The 16,984-nt window shown below is 40.8% G+C and carries 11 protein-coding genes; 3 read left to right on the top strand and 8 right to left on the bottom strand.

Annotated features, from left to right (window positions below; all coding sequences use genetic code 11):
- Positions 1-252: 252 nt before the first annotated feature.
- From BROSI_RS10750 to BROSI_RS10720, 7 genes are all read right to left on the bottom strand, one after another.
- Positions 253-1,146, bottom strand: coding sequence for an HDOD domain-containing protein (locus tag BROSI_RS10750; RefSeq protein ID WP_052563802.1), 894 nt, complete (start codon positions 1,144-1,146; stop codon positions 253-255).
- A gap of 47 nt (positions 1,147-1,193) precedes the next feature.
- Positions 1,194-2,828, bottom strand: coding sequence for a diguanylate cyclase (locus BROSI_RS10745; RefSeq protein ID WP_052563801.1), 1,635 nt, complete (start codon positions 2,826-2,828; stop codon positions 1,194-1,196).
- A 91-nt stretch (positions 2,829-2,919) separates the two neighbouring features.
- On the bottom strand, positions 2,920-3,318 hold the full coding sequence (locus tag BROSI_RS10740; RefSeq protein WP_052563800.1) for an Hpt domain-containing protein: 399 nt from the start codon (positions 3,316-3,318) through the stop codon (positions 2,920-2,922).
- A 166-nt stretch (positions 3,319-3,484) separates the two neighbouring features.
- Positions 3,485-6,841: a PAS domain S-box protein gene (locus BROSI_RS10735; protein ID WP_052563799.1), complete on the bottom strand. Its 3,357-nt coding sequence runs from the start codon at positions 6,839-6,841 to the stop codon at positions 3,485-3,487.
- A gap of 137 nt (positions 6,842-6,978) precedes the next feature.
- Complete coding sequence (locus BROSI_RS10730) at positions 6,979-9,207, bottom strand: PilZ domain-containing protein (RefSeq protein WP_052563798.1); 2,229 nt, start codon at positions 9,205-9,207, stop codon at positions 6,979-6,981.
- Positions 9,208-9,243: 36 nt separating this feature from the next.
- The gene (locus tag BROSI_RS10725) at positions 9,244-9,681 is read right to left on the bottom strand and encodes a tetratricopeptide repeat protein (RefSeq protein ID WP_052563797.1); all 438 of its coding nucleotides are present in this window, start codon (positions 9,679-9,681) and stop codon (positions 9,244-9,246) included.
- Between the two features lie 10 nt (positions 9,682-9,691).
- Positions 9,692-12,196, bottom strand: coding sequence for a PilZ domain-containing protein (locus tag BROSI_RS10720; protein WP_157842482.1), 2,505 nt, complete (start codon positions 12,194-12,196; stop codon positions 9,692-9,694).
- A gap of 356 nt (positions 12,197-12,552) precedes the next feature.
- Here BROSI_RS10720 and BROSI_RS10715 point away from each other — a divergent pair, with 356 nt between their 5' ends.
- The 3 genes from BROSI_RS10715 to BROSI_RS10705 are packed head-to-tail and all read left to right on the top strand — an operon-like array spanning position 12,553 to position 16,354.
- Positions 12,553-13,302, top strand: coding sequence for a hypothetical protein (locus tag BROSI_RS10715; protein ID WP_052563795.1), 750 nt, complete (start codon positions 12,553-12,555; stop codon positions 13,300-13,302).
- A 19-nt stretch (positions 13,303-13,321) separates the two neighbouring features.
- A complete protein-coding gene (locus tag BROSI_RS10710) occupies positions 13,322-15,268 on the top strand; it encodes a sensor domain-containing diguanylate cyclase (protein ID WP_162183237.1) in 1,947 nt (648 codons plus the stop codon).
- A gap of 33 nt (positions 15,269-15,301) precedes the next feature.
- The gene (locus BROSI_RS10705) at positions 15,302-16,354 is read left to right on the top strand and encodes an NAD(P)/FAD-dependent oxidoreductase (RefSeq protein ID WP_052563793.1); all 1,053 of its coding nucleotides are present in this window, start codon (positions 15,302-15,304) and stop codon (positions 16,352-16,354) included.
- A gap of 120 nt (positions 16,355-16,474) precedes the next feature.
- Here the strand turns inward: BROSI_RS10705 and BROSI_RS10700 are convergent, their stop codons facing one another.
- Positions 16,475-16,888: a DUF6941 family protein gene (locus BROSI_RS10700; protein ID WP_052563792.1), complete on the bottom strand. Its 414-nt coding sequence runs from the start codon at positions 16,886-16,888 to the stop codon at positions 16,475-16,477.
- Between the last annotated feature and the right edge of the window lie 96 nt (positions 16,889-16,984).

The following is a 16,984-nucleotide window of genomic DNA, read 5'->3' as shown; positions in this document are numbered from 1 at the left end:
GTATAGAAGGCAAGGATGCAATCTATTGAAGGTACTATAGTAAACGTCTTAAATAAGTTGACATTACAATTGTCATTGCGCGCGGTTACAACCCCCTTGCCCCCTTTTCTAAGAGGGATTTTCTCTAGTCCCCCTGGTTAATAAAGGGGGATTCAGGGGGTTGTTTGAGATTATTTCAGGCAGAGCATGACCTGAGTTATTCCAAGAAACTTCGCAATGGCAACTTTCTTTTATCATTTCTTGACAACTACATTAATTCCCAAAGAACAGTCTAAATGTAACCGCCTCTTTTTCAATACCCTCTGCCAACGCCAGTTGAAGCCTGTTCAGATCGGACTCATCCCATTCTATTCCATACAATTGAGCCAGTTTGATAATATCAGGAAAAAGTGTTTCTGTCTTAAGAGGGTCATCCTCTTCAACCACTGTTTGCATTTCATATATATGGGCAAATATATCAGCAATATGTACAACTACTGGTAAAAGAGATTTTGTATCCGTTTCCTGAATACGATGATGAAACCCAATGGCTGTCAGTAAACTTTCCGGAAACATCCACTTTTTCAAAAGCCTCATTCCAACTTCGTCATGAGTCATTCCAATGATTCCTTTCTCTGTCTCAAAGGCCGTGAATTTCAATTTCAAATGCTTTGCAGTGTCAACCAGTTTAAAAAACTCATTAGGTAAAGTAATGTATATAACCAGCTTTCCTATATCGTGAAGGAGACCGGCCACAAAAAATTCATTACTCGTTTTTTTAAGCTCGGCCGCAATAATCTTTGCTGCAAGACCGCAAACAAATGAATGCTTCCAAAATTTTCCAATGTCATAATTTTCATTTTTCTCAATTTTCATGAAACTCTCAAATACAACTGCGGATATAACCAGGTTTCTCACCTCTTTAAAACCCAAAACTGTTATAGCGTGTTGCAGAGAGGTAACCCCCCTTGTGGCGCCAAAAAAAGGGGAGTTGGCCATTTTAAGTAGCTTCGTGCTAAGAGATATATCGGGAATAATAACTTTCATAAGGTCGTTTGCCGAGCTGTTCGGATCGGCAGTAATTTCCATAACCCGGCACGCTATGGTTGGCAACGTGGGAATAGAATTTATCTTAGAAATAAGTACAGAAATCTTATCAAAACTCATATTAACTACTTCTCTTTTTCATGCGTGAGGGTCTAAATGTTATGGATTTAAGAATAACATTTTCCCATGGCTTCTTGTGCTCTTTCCTTTACCTTCATTAAAACTGCTTCTGGCACAGAGAGTAGTCCTTGCTTCTCAATGATATCAAATAACATAAAAACAAGTTTGGGATCAAACTGCGTTCCAGCATTATCAGCGAATTCTTCAATGACCTTTTCAGGTGGAAGGCCTTTCCTAAAAGGCCGTTCAGATAACATGGCAACCATTGAATCGACTACGGCAAATATCCTGGCGCCCAGAGGTATTTCATTACCTTTAAGCCCCACGGGATAACCAGAGCCATCAAAATTTTCATGATGATGCTGAAGAAGCGATCTTTCATTGGCAAAAAAGTTGAACAGTTCTGTCAGTTCTGCCATCATATCAGGATGGCTTTCAATCTCTATTTTATCCCTTGTTTTCAGCCCTTTGCTTTTCTTTTTCAACGTCTTTTTCTGCAAGATTTTAAAGTTGTCATGAAGCAACGCCGCATTTTTAAAAGACTCTATAATAGAAGGCGGAAGATTAAACCTTTCCCCTATGAGTCCAATGTATTGTATAACCTGATGGTTGTGCTTCTGGTATTGAGAGGCTCCTAAATTTTGAACCATGAGACACAAAGATTGGATAGACGCCTTTTTTGTTTTTTCCAAAATAGATGAAATATTTTCTTTCAGGTAACTGAAATCCTTGGTTTCGCTAATCTTATCTTCTATAGATTTCATTGAAGAATCTTTCAAGTAAACACAGACTCTATTTCTCCCTTCTGACTTGGCGCGGTAAAGAGCCTTGTCAGCAAATGCTATAAGTTCTTTACTTTCAGATGGTTGATGATGTTTCATGGATGCCACGCCTATGCTCACGGTTGCAATTATTACATTGTTTTCATTCTTATACGTTTTTGACTCGCAGGCAGAACGAATTTTTTCAGCTACACTCCGTGCCCCGTCAATACCTGTATTGGGAAGAAGTGCCATGAACTCTTCCCCGCCATATCGAAAAACAAAGTCATGTTTTCTTGCTTTTCGTTTTAAACAAGCAGAAAATTTGCGTAATATTGAATCACCGAAAATGTGACCAAAAGTATCGTTAATAACTTTAAAATAATCGATATCAACCAGCAGACAGGATAAATCGGTTTGATATCTTAATGCACGTGTATACTCCTTCTCAAGGATTTCTCCCATAGAGTGACGATTATATAAACCGGTCAGCTCATCATAGGTGGCCTTTTTACGCAAGGCATTGCGTGTGTCAAAAAGCTCTTTATTCAATTCGACAATACGCCTTCCAGCTTTCAGGCGCACCCTGAGTTCATTTTGATTGAATGGTTTGGTGATATAGTCGTCCGCACCCGCTTCCATTCCATGGATAATATTCTCCTGCTTGTCTTTCACAGTAAGCAACAGGATGTACGTATAGGGTTCTCTACCCTGCTCCCGAACCTTGCGGCATATCTCTACACCATCCATACCCGGCATCATCCAATCGAGGATTAGAAGGTTTGGGGCATTTTCAGACTGAATGACATTCCATGCATCAAGACCATCCTTGCACGATATAACCTCATAGTCCATGCCTTCCAAAAACTTCTCTAACCTGTGCCGTGCAATATTTTCGTCTTCTGCTATTAATATTTTCATATACCACCGAAAACCTTCATTTCACTGCCTATTGCCCTTTGTCAATTGCCTGTATCTTCATAGCATAATTATTGTTAAAATGCAATCATTATTATTTTGGCTTAACAAACTCTTTTAACGTACACACAAGACGCTCTGCTTCTCGTGTCAAAGCCCCATATGTTTCTTCAACATCGTCCCATCTGTTTTCTCTTCCTATCATCTCCAGGCTCAATGCTGCCTTAAACACGGTATTTTTCCCAAAATTGGCAACTGCCCCCTTCAGTTTATGGGCTGATTTCTCAAGGGCTTTACTGTCGTGGCTATTAATCGCCTCCTTTATTTTTGAGATTTGCTCTGGAAAGTCATCAAGGAACATTTCCGCCAGTTCTTTGAGAAATTCCTCTTCATCACCAATTATTCCGAGGGCTTCATCCTTGTCAAAGACGATCTCGTTATTTTGTCCCTTTTCTCTACTGCAATCAGCGATATCATTTGAATTTGCTTTCATTCTAAAATTCCTCCTTACATTCATTTAACACGGACAAACAAGTTTGTCCGTGCCACCCTAACCCGAATGAATCGGAAAAGACCGTAGTGGCAAGGCGCGCCTTGCCACTACAAAAATATTTTTGCTGTAAATGTTAAAATATATTTTGTAAGGTACTAAAACCATCTTACCTTGAAAGCGAAGCCGACGAGGGTTGATGCTCTATACCATCATGGAGGTTCCGCTTGATTGCATCGGCAAGTACCTGCATGTTAACCGGTTTGGTAACATAATCGTTCATGCCTGCCTCAAGACACTTCTCGCGGTCACCCTTCATAGCGCTGGCAGTCATGGCTATTATTGGGATATTATGATTCCTAACAGATGAATTTTCATTACGTATGATATGGGTAGCCTCATAACCGTCCAACTCGGGCATCTGGCAATCCATCAGAACAAGATTGTAATCTGATCTCTCTAGCGACTCTATGGCCTCCTTCCCATTCATAACTACATCAGCCATATATCCGAATTTCTTCTTCAAAATACGCAAAATAATCTTCTGATTGACAACGTTGTCCTCTGCCACGAGGATGCGAAGACTTCGCTTGTGATCCTCGGATATGGAATAACGCGTGACGATCTGACTTGGAGTATCTTTCCCGACACTCGCAGTTTTCCCAGTAATAATTCTGAGACATTCAAGCAACTGTGACTGTTTTACCGGTTTGAGCAGATACGCCGCAAATCCCAGCCTTTTAAAATACTCAGCATCGCCACGCATGCCAATTGAAGTCAGTATCAACAGGATCAGGCCTTTGAGTTGCTGATCTGCCTTGATTTCCTTGCAAAGTGATTCTCCATCCACCTTCGGCATACAACGGTCAAGCAAGGCAATCTGAAACGGATTACCTTCGTTGACAGCCACATGAAGCTTTTTCATCGCCTCCTCAGCCGAGGCTGCCTCTTCAACCCTGCAACGCCACGATTCGAGATATGCCCTAAAGATACGTCGGTTCGTATGATTGTCATCAACAACCAGCACACGCATGTTTTCGATAACGCCAGGTTCATATGGCATCCGTTGCCGGACAGAAGGTTGTTTTTCCAGTATTGCCGTAAACCAGAACGTTGATCCCTTACCCTCTTCGCTTTCCACACCTATTTGACCACCCATCATCCCAGCAAGCTGTTTGGAAATCGCCAACCCCAGCCCGGTACCGCCGTACATCCTGGTGGTAGAAGAATCTACCTGGGAAAATGACTGGAACAAACGCTTCATACGATCGGCAGGAATGCCGATGCCGGTGTCTCTAACAGCAAACCGCAAGGTTACCTGCGAATCAGTTTCTTTGTCCAGGGTCACGCTGACGGCTACCTCGCCGTCTTTCGTAAATTTTATGGCGTTATTACCAAGGTTAATTAACACTTGCCGCAATCGGCCAGGGTCTCCACGCAAAAGCGAAGGAACTTCCGGATCGATAAAATAAGAAAATTCCAGACCTTTCTTCTCTGCCCCTATGACCAGGATGTCGATGGCACCTTCCACAGCAATACGTAGATCAAAATCGATGTTCTCCATCTCCAGTTTGCCAGACTCTATCTTGGAAAAATCCAGGATATCATTGATAATGGACAGCAAGGAATTGGCACAATTGCGAATCGTCTCTGCATAATCATGCTGTTCCTGAGTCAATTTCGTATCTAGCAACAGATCAGTCATACCTATGATACCGTTCATTGGCGTGCGTATCTCGTGACTCATGTTGGCAAGAAATTCACCCTTGGCACGGCTGGCCTCATCCGCCAACTTCTTTGCATTTTCCAACTCATTATTCTTTTCTTCAACATTCTTTTTTTGTATTTCAAGTTCTTCATAGTATTGTAATAACTCTTTATGTCGTAGCTGCAGTTCCTCCTCGGCTCGCTTTAGACCGGTAATATCATTGAAAATCTCCAAAACCGCCTTTTTACCTTTATATACTAAGCCAACATGAGTTATCTGAAATACTTTCCCACCTAAGATACCTTCTAATTCAATAGTTTCTGTTTCTTTTGTTCTCATGCCTTCTTTCAGGCAGCAATTCTCGCACTGCTTTTTGTTGTCACGGTAAATATTCCAACATTTTTCTCCTATTAGCTTTTTACCCAGAAGGGTTTCAAATTTTTCGCTCACATAGAGGATATTACCTTCTTCGTCCACAACATTCATGCCAAAGGGAAGGGAATCAATAAGACTTTTATTAAAATTACTATACTCCTGTAGCTCTTCCTCTGCTTTTTTACGCTCGGTAATGTCTTCTTTAATTGCAACAAAATGCGTAATCACTCCATCCTGATTCTTTATTGGTGAAATGAAAGCATACTCCCAAAACGTTTGCCCATCCTTTTTCTTGTTAACAAATTCTCCGGCCCATTCTTTGCCAGATGTAATAGTTTCCCAAAGTTCTTTGTATTCTTCAGGGTTTTTTTTATCTGATTTTAGTATCCTGGGATTCTTTCCTATAGCCTCTTCAGAAGTGTATTTGGTTATCGTCGTAAATTTTTTATTAACATATTCAATATTGCCTTTCGTATCGGTAATAACAATAGAAGCCGGGCTCTGTTCTACGGCATGAAACAACAGGCGAACTTGCTCGTCCTGTCGCTTTTGCTCAATGATAGAAGCGATTATATTCGCTATTGATTGTAAAAAGTTGGTTTCATTTATATCAAATTCCCGTATTCTGGTCGTATGTACGCCAATAACTCCAAATGGTTTATCCTTACCATAAATAACGGCACTCATGCCACTAATTACCCCGTGTTCATGAAGCAATGACGGACCACTGAATCGCGTTTCCGTTCGAAGGTCTTCGACAATCACTGGTTCTTTGGAAATCAGGGTGTAACCAGCCTGCGAGTTAAATCCTGTACCAACAATTGCTTTGCCAATTAATCCTTTCTTCCACCCGACTCCTGCACGTAATAGTAGCCCCTTTCCATCCGGAAGGAGTTCTAATATTTTGCCATACTCCACATCAAGGGTTTGAGAAGTTTTTTTAATTATCACATTCAATAAAGTAGAGACGTCATATTCCCCCAAAGCTTTTTGGCCTATGAATGCAACAACTTCTTGCTGCAGTGCCCACTGCTTGATTTTTGTTTCATATATTTTACGTTCTGCAATATTCCTCAAAAAGACATATTTAACCTCCCTGTCATACAACATGGCAAAACGAACATTTATTTCGACAGGTATTCTAAATCCATTTTTGTGTTCAATGTAGGTATCATGACCAGCGCATTCTCCTTCATTTGAGGTTTCTTCGGTGTTACCGAAGTAAGGAGGCAATTCGCTCTTACGGTAAATATCTGTTTCATTCATACCAATAATTTCTTTTCGGGTATAACCGAACAAATATTCAGTCCTTTTATTTGTATCGATGATTGTTCCTGACTTTGTATCTACAATAAAAATGGCTTCATGAAAAGCATCAAAGAGTTTCCGATATTTTTCTTCAGAATCATGGAGTGATTTATCAAGTTTTTTATTTTTTTGCATACTCTCTACCCCCAAATTACCTGGTTCGTACTATGAGGTGTACCAAGTTATGCCAAAAACAGCAACACCTCAGCCCCTCTTTTTATTTGCTATTTCTTCATACAACCAAATTACATACCAAAGACATAAAAATTAAACTACCCCGTTAAATCTTCATACGCCGAAATTATTTCCTTCGCCATGCGCCTTGATGTACCATGTTGATTTGTAAAATCACTCTTCAAATTTTCATAAAATTGAGTAAATTTAACGCCTATGAAATATGATTGTCCAGACGCAATATCCTTTGTTCGTCGTATTTCACCATCTGCAACCAACGTCCCAAATGGTGTGAAAACCTCGATTTTCAGTATTTCACCCAATTCGAAGGGAACATGGCTGATAAAAGAGAGCCCGGACATGCTAATATCATTTGTAACGGCTATAAAAGAAGGATTCCCGTTATTCCGGACAATGAGAGGCAGATCGACTCTCCTGCGAACATGCTTTCTGAACCGCTCTTGATTATAATATTTGAAAAACATTTTCGAAACGAAAGAGGGTCGTTTGCTGAATTTATGGAGAAATCTGGGAAGGGTTGTAGTAAAGCAATACTGGATTATGATACTCTTTTCTTCTTCGCTTAACCCATCAAATTTAATTCCGTAAACAAATGTAGTATCCCGAATGCCGTTTGCAGGAGTAACATAAAGCACGTCCGCTTTGCAATGCAATATTCTCTGGTTTAAATGCAGGGAAAGAGTGATTTTTTTGTCAACCGGCAACGGTGAAAATGCGACCAGGGCAATACCATATTCATTAATATCTTTCGTAACTCCCACACCGTGTATCGTACCAAGATCTTCGTCAATTGAATATTGTACAGGCACTGCACCAAGGAATCTGAAATCTCTGCGCTTCTGATATGGCCTTGTTACAAGCTCAATGGTCGACAAGGCTAAAAATCCATTAACGATACTCCAAAAAATGGCTACACCAATGCCTATAAAGTCCGACGATATTCCATAATACCATTTCAAACCTCCCCACGTAATTCCGGCAAGGCATAGAAAACACATCAATAATTGCGGAACTACATTCAACACACCGATCGATTCACGACCGCTCTTTCCCGTTACTTTGAAAATCGATTTCATCCGAAAAATATTTTTGAAAGCGGCTTTAATAAGGATGAAGAAATTCATCATCACATAGCTTTCAGCATATCTGATTTTTCCATATCCGCGACTGGCAAATTTGAATCCCCCTATAATTACGGCAAGGAACATCACGTACCGCCATATAAAGGGGAAGTCAAATGACCCAATAGGATATCCTCCTGTCAGGATCATGACTGACGGCATAACAAAATAGATAAGTTTCGGAAACCCAATCAGCCAGCCAAAAATTACCGCAAAGAAACAAATTTTCTGGGGAATCGTCAATCCCCTAACAACGAAAGGATTATTTCGAAAGAAAAGACCGATATTCCCTTCCGCCCAGCGTAGTAACTGAATATGGTAATTTTTAAAATCTTTGGCGGCGAGTCCATTCGACAAAACTTCATTATGATACACTCCCTTCCAACCATGCGCATAGAGAAGGATTGAAGTCTGAAGGTCTTCGGTAATAGTTCCCGTAGCAAATCCTCCGATGTCTTCCAGGGCTTTTTTCCGGAGCACGGCAGCAGTTCCTGCAAAAAAAGTAGAATTCCAGTAATCTCTCCCGGGCATCATCAGCCGGTAAAAGATATCCTGCTCATTCCATGACTTCTCTTTTTTCTTATTTATCCTGAATTGAAAGGAATCAATATTATAATAGTTATGCGGTGTCTGGACAAAGGCAACTTTTTGATCCCGAAAGTAACCAAGTGTTTTATCTAAAAAATCCGTTTGGGGTACGAAATCTGCGTCAAATATTGCCACAAACTCACCCTGCGTTAGTTGGAATGCGTTGTTTAAATTCCCTGCCTTTGCATGCATCCTTTCCTTTCTGGCAATATATCCGCATCCCCATTCTGCCGCTCTCTTTGCTAATTCAGGACGATTCCCATCATCCAGGATATAGGTCTTATGTGGATACTTTATGTTAATACAACCAAGCGCCGTTTTTTTCAAAACAAAAATATCTTCGTTGTACGTTGGAATGTACACATCGACAGTTAACCCTGAAGTTGGCAAAGACGCCTTTCTCTCCGTGATTTTCCATATCTGAAAAAAATAAAAAAACAGCGCGATAAAACCATGAACCTCTGCATAAAAGAAACCGATTGAGAGAACAAACGAGTCTGGGTTAATGGTGTAACGAAATCGGTATACAAGGTAATAAAGATATACACCCAACGTTATCACAATAACAATCTGATATTTTCGTTGGCTTGGTTTCATAGCCATTTTTTCTTTCATTCAGAATTAGTCTGGTATTCATGTTTTTCGAAAGGGAAATGCCTTATCTTTAGATTCTTTCTTCAACAGAATAACAAAATGTTTTTCTGCTTCACGGTATTTTTTTTGATTATGGAGCTCCAGTGCAAGCCAAAACCTTACATGACGATCTTCAGGAACGGTTTTTACTAACCTTCTTAAGACATGTATCATTTCATTCTTCTTTTCTGCCCTTGATAAAATTTTAACGAGATAATAATATGAATTACATTCTTTCCGACCAGGCTTAGATTTCATCATTTTATTATAGACCATCATGATCTTTGCTGTATCAGGAGGGCTATCATCCTTGTATATTTCCCGCAGAATGAGTTCCGTCTTATACACCATTTGAAAGGAAACCCAGACTATGCCCAAAAAAAGGGGAAAAACGATCGAGAGAAACCATTTATTCCGTATCAGATTGATTGAGTTCATACTTATTTACCTAAGAACGTTTGTTTGAAAAAGATAGGTGACAGCCTTTTTTGCACCGGGACACTATTTTGTAGCGGTGCAAAAGAGCATTCTCTGAGCAATTAAGAACTTCGACAAACTTGACACCTATAATATAAGAGTACCCCCTATCAACTTCTCTCGTATGTCGCACCTCCCCTTTAAGAATCAATGTTCCCAATGGGGTAAAGACCTCTATATCCAGTATGGTTCCCAATTCTAACGGAGCATAACTGGTGAAAGAGAGTCCGGAGACACTCATATCATTGGTTACAGCAGCAAGGGAACCATTTCGCTCGTTTTGAATTACAAGAGGGAGAGTTATCTTCCTGCGGATCTGTTTTCTTAATTGCAAAAATTCGATAAATTTAACGCCAATAAAATAAGAATGTCCAATCGTAATTTCGCGCACCTGCCTTACCTCTCCCCTGACAATCAACGTTTTCGACGGTGTAATAACCTCCATGTTCAGGATTTCTCCTATTTCTAATGGAAGATAACTGATGAAAGAGAGTCCTGACGCGCTGATATCATTGGTGACTGCGGCAAGAGAAGTATTCCTCTTGGTTTGAACAACAAGGGGAAGCGGTATCTTTCTCCGAACGTGTCGCCTGAATCGTTCTTGATTATAAAATTTGAAAATGAGTTTCACCAAGGTGGAAGGTTTTTTACCAAACCGATGTTGAAACCTGGGCAGGATGGTGTTAAAGCAATAGAGACTGATGATGTCTTTGTCTTCATCGCTTAATTCCTCGAATTTAACGCCATGAACAAACGCTTTCTCCTGAATAAGATCGGCGCTTGCCACATAAAGGATACTTGCCCTGCACGGTAAAATTCTTTGGTTTAAGTAGATATAAAGAGTGATTTTTTTACCAATCGGCAACGGAACAAAGGTAACCAGGGAAATACCGTCTTCATTAATATCTTTCGTAACCCCCAGACCATGCACAGAACCAACGCCTTCACCAACGGAATATCGCACCGGCACTGTGCCCATGAATCTAAAATTATTACGCTTATGGTGTGGTTTCGTCACTTTTTCGATTACGGACACGGCAAAAAATCCATTCACACAATTCCAGAAAATGACTGCCCCAACACCCATAAAAGCAGCAGATATACCGTAATACAGCGTTAAACCTCCCCACGCGGCCCCGGCAAAGCAAAAGAGGCAAATTATCAATTGAGGGATAATGTCGGAGATGCTGGCAGATTCATGGCCGCCTTTCCCCGTCACCTTGAAAATAGATTTTAAGCCAAAAAGCCCAAAAAGACTCCGAAATGCAGCCTTTATGACAACAAAAAAATTCGTTGTATTGAAACACTCACAGTATATAATTTTGCCATATCCGCGGGTCACAAATTCGAAACCGAATACAAGTACACAAAGAAAAAATACACATCTCCATATAAAAGAGAAATCAAATGACCGTATGGGATTCATTCCAGTAAAAGCCGCAACCGGTGGTATAACAAGGTAGATACATTTTGGAAATCCAAAAAGCCAGCCGAAGATCGTTGAAAAAAAACAGATCCTTTGAGGAATGGTTAATCCCCTTATAATGAGTGGATTACACTTTAAAAACATACCGATATTTCCCTCGGCCCAGCGAAGTTGCTGGACGTGGTAGTTCTTCAGGTCTTTGGCTGCAAGTTCGTTCGAGAGGATCTCGTTATGATAGACACCACTCCAGCCACGGGAATAGAGGCAAATTGTCGTATGAAGATCTTCTGTAATGCTTCCTGTGGCAAATCCCCCGATATCTTCCAGGGGTTTTTTCCGGAATATAGCAGCGGTTCCCGCAAAAAAGGCCGAATTCCAATAATCTCTCCCCGGCATAATCAACCGGTAAAAAAGATTCTGTTCATTCCAATATCTTTCCCTTTTCATGTTGACTCTGAACTGAAACGAGTCGACGTTATAATAATTATGCGGCGTTTGGACGAAGGCAACCTTTGGGTCATGAAAGTATCCGAGCGTCTTATCCAGAAAATCTGGCTGAGGGACACAGTCGGTATCAAATATAACCACAAAATCCCCTCCGGTAAGTGAAAGCGCATGGTTCAGATTCCCTGCTTTTGCATGCGACCTTTCCTTTCTGGTAATATATCCACAACCCCATTCGGCTGCATTCTGAGCTAACTCAGGGCGATTCCCATCATCCAGGATATACGTTTTATGAGGATACCTTATGTTCATACAGCCAAGCGCTGTCTTCTTAACAATAGAGACGTCTTCATTGTACGTAGGAATGTATATGTCTACCGATAAACCGGGAAGCGGTGGACGAGGTTTTCTCGCTCTTTGCCCCCACAACTGAAAGGCAAAAAGGGAAAGAGAAATGAAGCCATGAACATCGGCATAAAAAAAAAGCAGAGAAAAAAACAACGCATTCGGATTGATCGTATAGCGAAACCGATATACAAGGTAATAAAGATAAACGCCCAACATGAAGACGATAACCACCTGATACTTTATTTGTCCCTTTTTCAATTTATATTGTTCTTTTTTTATACAAATGTTATACAAAATTGTTTAAAACTTACACAATAAGGCATAATTTCCTATTATGTGGCAAACATTTGCGCAAAAATAACGCCTAAATTCTCTGAAGTGGACATTTTTGTAAGTTTAAGCGAAATTATCAATTATATATCCTTTGTAAAATAGATAAATTAGCTTTCACCATTGCTTTACTCTTTAAAGGAAACGCCAAATTAAGGGGTATTTTGTTTGCTAGGATGTCTTGTATTAGTTTAATTTTTTTGAAAATTGCTTCTACACTGATACAATGTAGTGATATTTTTTTTCAAAAAACTAAATTGTTATGATGCATGGGTGAGAAAAGTATGAATACTCAAGAAGAAAAGTCTACGACCTATGACTTAGTAAATTTTACTATTCGTGATATGACTGAATTCGGGAAAATCCTGCGCAATATAGGAAAAGGCGCCAAAAGCATGGAAGAAACAGCCAACAGAATTGTTCACCATTTGTACGACAACCTGATCGATGGGGAAAGTGGCAATCAGGTATGTTCTTTGGTTCGCTTTTTCAAAACCCATCCCTATGAAGAGCTCGATGATGAACTTCGGATTTTTTCCTGGGGTTTATTAAAGAACGACTCTTTTTTACCGGAGACAAAGTGTTTAACCCTCCTGGCTACTGTTGGGGAAAATCCGGAGTGGAACTCAAGAAAAACCTCAAAGGGGCACAAGGCAATTCCCCTGCCAGGTAAACAGGCGGTTTATCAGATCCCAATGATCCGGAATCTGATTCTTCAATTGGGATTAAGTATAAACATGGTAATCAAACCAGACCTAAAACTCCTGTTAGATAGCGAACAGAGCACCTACAATGTCTTTTATGTACCTGATGCCCCAAATAGTCCCTATATCCCTGCTCAGAAAGAATTTATCATCCCCTATGGGATAAAATCGGTTTTAGGGTTTGGTGGAACGCTCCCATCGGAAGATATTTTTGCAGTTATTATGTTTTTTAAGGTTCCGGTTTCGAAAGAGGTTGCTGATTTTTTCAAGACCCTGTCATTATGTGTAAAGGTGGCAGTATTGCCATTTACAAATGCGGTATTCACTTGAATGGAAAGAGATTGTCCGTATGGGAAATAGTGCTGAAAATACAGAAAATCAATCCCTTAAGTCTCAAATAGCAGCCTTGGAACAGTTGCTCGATGTATACGAAAAAACTATGCTTCAACAAACGGATAAATTGTATGGAGAAATATCAGAGCGCAAAAAAGCTGAAAAAGCAATAAAGGCCAGCGAACAGTTTTTGCAAACCCTCTTGGATTCGATTCCAGCGCCGGTATTTTACAAGAACACAGATGGAAAATATACAGGCTGCAATAAGGCATTTGAAGATTTTTTAGGCATGAAGAAGGAAGAAATTATTGGTAAAACAGTCTTTGATGTTGCGCCGGAAGAACTCGCCGCCTACTATTATGAAGCGGATAAGGCATTGTTTCAGAGCAAGGATAGTCAGGTTTATGAAGCTCACGTGAAGCCCAGCAACGGTTCTACACGTGATGTCGTTTTTCACAAAGCGGTTTTTTATGATCTGAAAGGAGCGCTTGTTGGTTTGATTGGTATAATTCTGGATGTCACGGACCGCAAGCGTGTGGAAGAGTCCCTCAGAAAAAGCGAAGCAAGCCTCGCCAATGCGCAACGAATTGCCCATTTGGGAAATTGGGAATGGGATATCGTAATAAATAAGGTGCGATGGTCTGATGAAGTCTACCGAATATTTGGTCTCGCTCCACGGGAATTCGGCGCTACCTATGAAGCGTTTCTGAACTCCGTTCACCCTGATGACAGGGAATGCGTAAAAGAATCCGTGAACAAAACCTTACATGAAAAAATACCGTGCAACATTGACTACCGCATCGTCTTACCGGAAGGCACAGAACGGATTGTCCATGCACAGGCTGAAGTTGTTTTTGACGATACGGGCAAGGCAATCGGGATGAACGGAACGGTTCAGGACATTACCGAACGGAAACGGACGGAGGAAGCGCTCAGGAGAAGAATAGATAAGGAACAAATCCTGTCGAATATTTCCGCCAGATTCGTTAAGTTCACAGACTTTGATAACGCAATTACCGCATCGTTGGCTGATATTGGGCGACTAAGCGGGGCATGCAGAGTCCAACTGTTTCAGTTCTGCGATAATGGTGGGATAATGGATAATACCCATGAATGGCGTGAAGTGGGCGTCATGTCTGAAATCAAGCATTTTCAAACTGCACTATTTCCCTGGTGGATGAAAAACTTGCACGCCAATAACGTAATTTATATTCCTGATGTTTCTCAAATGCCACCGGAGGCTGCTCCTGAAAAGGAGTCTCTGAAAAGGCAAGGTGTTCAATCAGTCCTGTCTCTTCCCTTGTATATCGAGGAGAAATTGCTGGGATTTGTTCGGTTGGATAATGTCTTATCAACTGAGGAAAGGGATATTTCCCTGCTCCGTATCACGTCGGGAATAATAGGAGGAGCCCTGGCACGGAGGCAAACAGAGACTCTTATTAATCACCTTGCCTATTATGATGCCCTTACAAACCTTCCAAACCGCAATCTGTTGCAAGACCGCCTGCAAATGACGATAACTCAGGCAAGGCGCACCAATGGCATTGTGGCTATTATGATTCTTGACCTGGATAGTTTCAAAACCATTAATGACTCTCTCGGACATCAAGTGGGTGATTTGCTGCTTAAGGCTGCTGCCGAGCGACTAAGCCGGTGTATCCGTAAAGGTGACACGCTTGCACGCATGGGTGGCGATGAATTTATGCTGATCCTTCCCGATCTTGCCGATGCGCTCAATGCCGCTCCGGTAGCAAGCAAAATTATTCATGTATTACAGCAACCTTTTTTCCTGGGCAGTCACAAACTCTCTACCACTGCAAGCATAGGCATTAGCATCTATCCCCTGGATGCAGACACCAAAGACAGTCTTATCAAACAGGCTGATATTGCCATGTATCTGGCGAAGGGGCAGGGCAAAAACACCTTTCAATTCTATAATCCTAATTTGAATATCCGTATCTAATATGAAATTTATCTGATTTGAGGAGTTTCACAGATGGTGGAATACGATGTTGTTATAGCAGGAGCTGGGCCTTCAGGCGCAGCAGCAGCCAAAGGGCTCGTGAACGAAGGGTTAAAAGTCCTTGTCATAGAAAAAAAGAAACTCCCCCGATACAAGATGTGTTCCGGTATTATCTTCAAAAAATCGCAGGATATTACAGAAAAATATTTTGGAAAAATTCCTAACCCAGCATATGTTGCCCCAAATTTTTTAAAGGGGGTAAGATTCTGGTCTCATGATGAGCAGTATACTGATTGGCCATTCAGCAAGGATGGCAGCGGCGCACCCAACGTATGGCGCTCTGAATATGATTATTGGCTTATAAACAATTCCGGGGCAGAAGTGTGGGATTGCTATTGTCTGAAAGGATTTCAGGACTCAGGGAATCACATAACTGCAGAATGTTATAATACCTCACATGGCAAAACGAAGCTTATCACATGCCGATACCTGATAAGCGCCGAAGGCAGTAGATCGATAATCAGGGCAGCGCTTGATCCCGAATTTGAAAAAGGTGTAAAATGGTTTGTTGCGTATCAGAATTATTATGAAGGCAATTCAGATTTAGACCCCTGTTTCTACCATGGATTCCTGGATGCACAATATGGCGACGTGTATTCATGGTTTAATGTAAAGGACGGGCTGCAAATCTTTGGCACTGCCGTAAAAAGAGGCGTTAAGATGTATCCCTATCTTAGCAAATATACCGAGATGTTAGAAAAAAGATTTGGCTTAAAACTCAAAAACATGGTGAGAAAAGCAGGCTGCCTGGGCAATGACATGTGTACAACAGGAAGATTTTATCTGGGAAAGGGTAATGTGCTTCTGGTTGGAGAAGCGGGAGGATTCCTGAATGCCTTCGGCGAAGGTATCTCATGCGCATTATCAACGGGACTTTTCGCCGCAGAAGCGGTAAGTAAGAGCATAAAATCAGGAATGAATGCACTTGCGACGTATACTGATTTAACAAAGCTGGAAAGAAGGCAAACCACGGTATCGTGGAAGTTAGGCGCAAAAATAGCCGGAAGAAATCTCATGCCGTTGTAATGGTATTCAATTGAACTTATTATGGAAAACATACAATAATTCGTACAAAGAAAAGGACACAAAAATACTTGTTGAAAAGGATGACACCGGATTAACGTCATATTCCGTTATCCATACAACCTATTCACTTCTTTGCCTTAGTGATGGTATTTCGTCTACATCCAGTTGAAACCCTTTAGCAAATACCCCATTAAAATACAGTTTAAAATAATATTTTCCTGATTTTGGAATAAGCAGATTTCCTGCCCTGATTCCCAGATCCGGATGATGCAACCGGGAAAGAATCGACAGGGTTATTCCTTCAAAAACAGCAAATATACGGTCGCTATCGTCACAAAATTCAACGCGAATATCGTAATCTCCTTCCGCATCTGCCAGGCGGATATACAGGGCAAGACAGGGATGTATGTATGGAAAGTTTGCGGCTCGAATTCTATCGAATATTCCTATTGCACTCCATTTGTTTGTCCCCTTTTCCTGAATAACCATGTCTGCAATAAGGAACGATATGATTTCTGGTTTTACAGGTAGCATACCTGGCTCCTTCTCTATAGGTCGTTTAAAATAATTCGTTGTACATATCTATGTATCATACAATCGCCTAAATAATATCACTTAATATTGCCTTGC

It is taken from the genome of Candidatus Brocadia sinica JPN1, assembly GCF_000949635.1.
Lineage (GTDB): Bacteria > Planctomycetota > Brocadiia > Brocadiales > Brocadiaceae > Brocadia > Brocadia sinica.
This window is presented reverse-complemented; position numbering and strand designations above follow the sequence as displayed.

Bases quoted from the DNA above. Each gene is read 5' to 3' on its own strand.
- BROSI_RS10750 (WP_052563802.1), bottom strand. From the start codon at position 1,146: ATGAGTTTTGATAAGATTTCTGTACTTATTTCTAAGATAAATTCTATT.
- BROSI_RS10745 (WP_052563801.1), bottom strand. From the start codon at position 2,828: ATGAAAATATTAATAGCAGAAGACGAAAATATTGCACGGCACAGGTTA.
- BROSI_RS10740 (WP_052563800.1), bottom strand. From the start codon at position 3,318: ATGAAAGCAAATTCAAATGATATCGCTGATTGCAGTAGAGAAAAGGGA.
- BROSI_RS10735 (WP_052563799.1), bottom strand. From the start codon at position 6,841: ATGCAAAAAAATAAAAAACTTGATAAATCACTCCATGATTCTGAAGAA.
- BROSI_RS10730 (WP_052563798.1), bottom strand. From the start codon at position 9,207: ATGAAACCAAGCCAACGAAAATATCAGATTGTTATTGTGATAACGTTG.
- BROSI_RS10725 (WP_052563797.1), bottom strand. From the start codon at position 9,681: ATGAACTCAATCAATCTGATACGGAATAAATGGTTTCTCTCGATCGTT.
- BROSI_RS10715 (WP_052563795.1), top strand. From the start codon at position 12,553: ATGAATACTCAAGAAGAAAAGTCTACGACCTATGACTTAGTAAATTTT.
- BROSI_RS10710 (WP_162183237.1), top strand. From the start codon at position 13,322: ATGGGAAATAGTGCTGAAAATACAGAAAATCAATCCCTTAAGTCTCAA.
- BROSI_RS10705 (WP_052563793.1), top strand. From the start codon at position 15,302: ATGGTGGAATACGATGTTGTTATAGCAGGAGCTGGGCCTTCAGGCGCA.
- BROSI_RS10700 (WP_052563792.1), bottom strand. From the start codon at position 16,888: ATGCTACCTGTAAAACCAGAAATCATATCGTTCCTTATTGCAGACATG.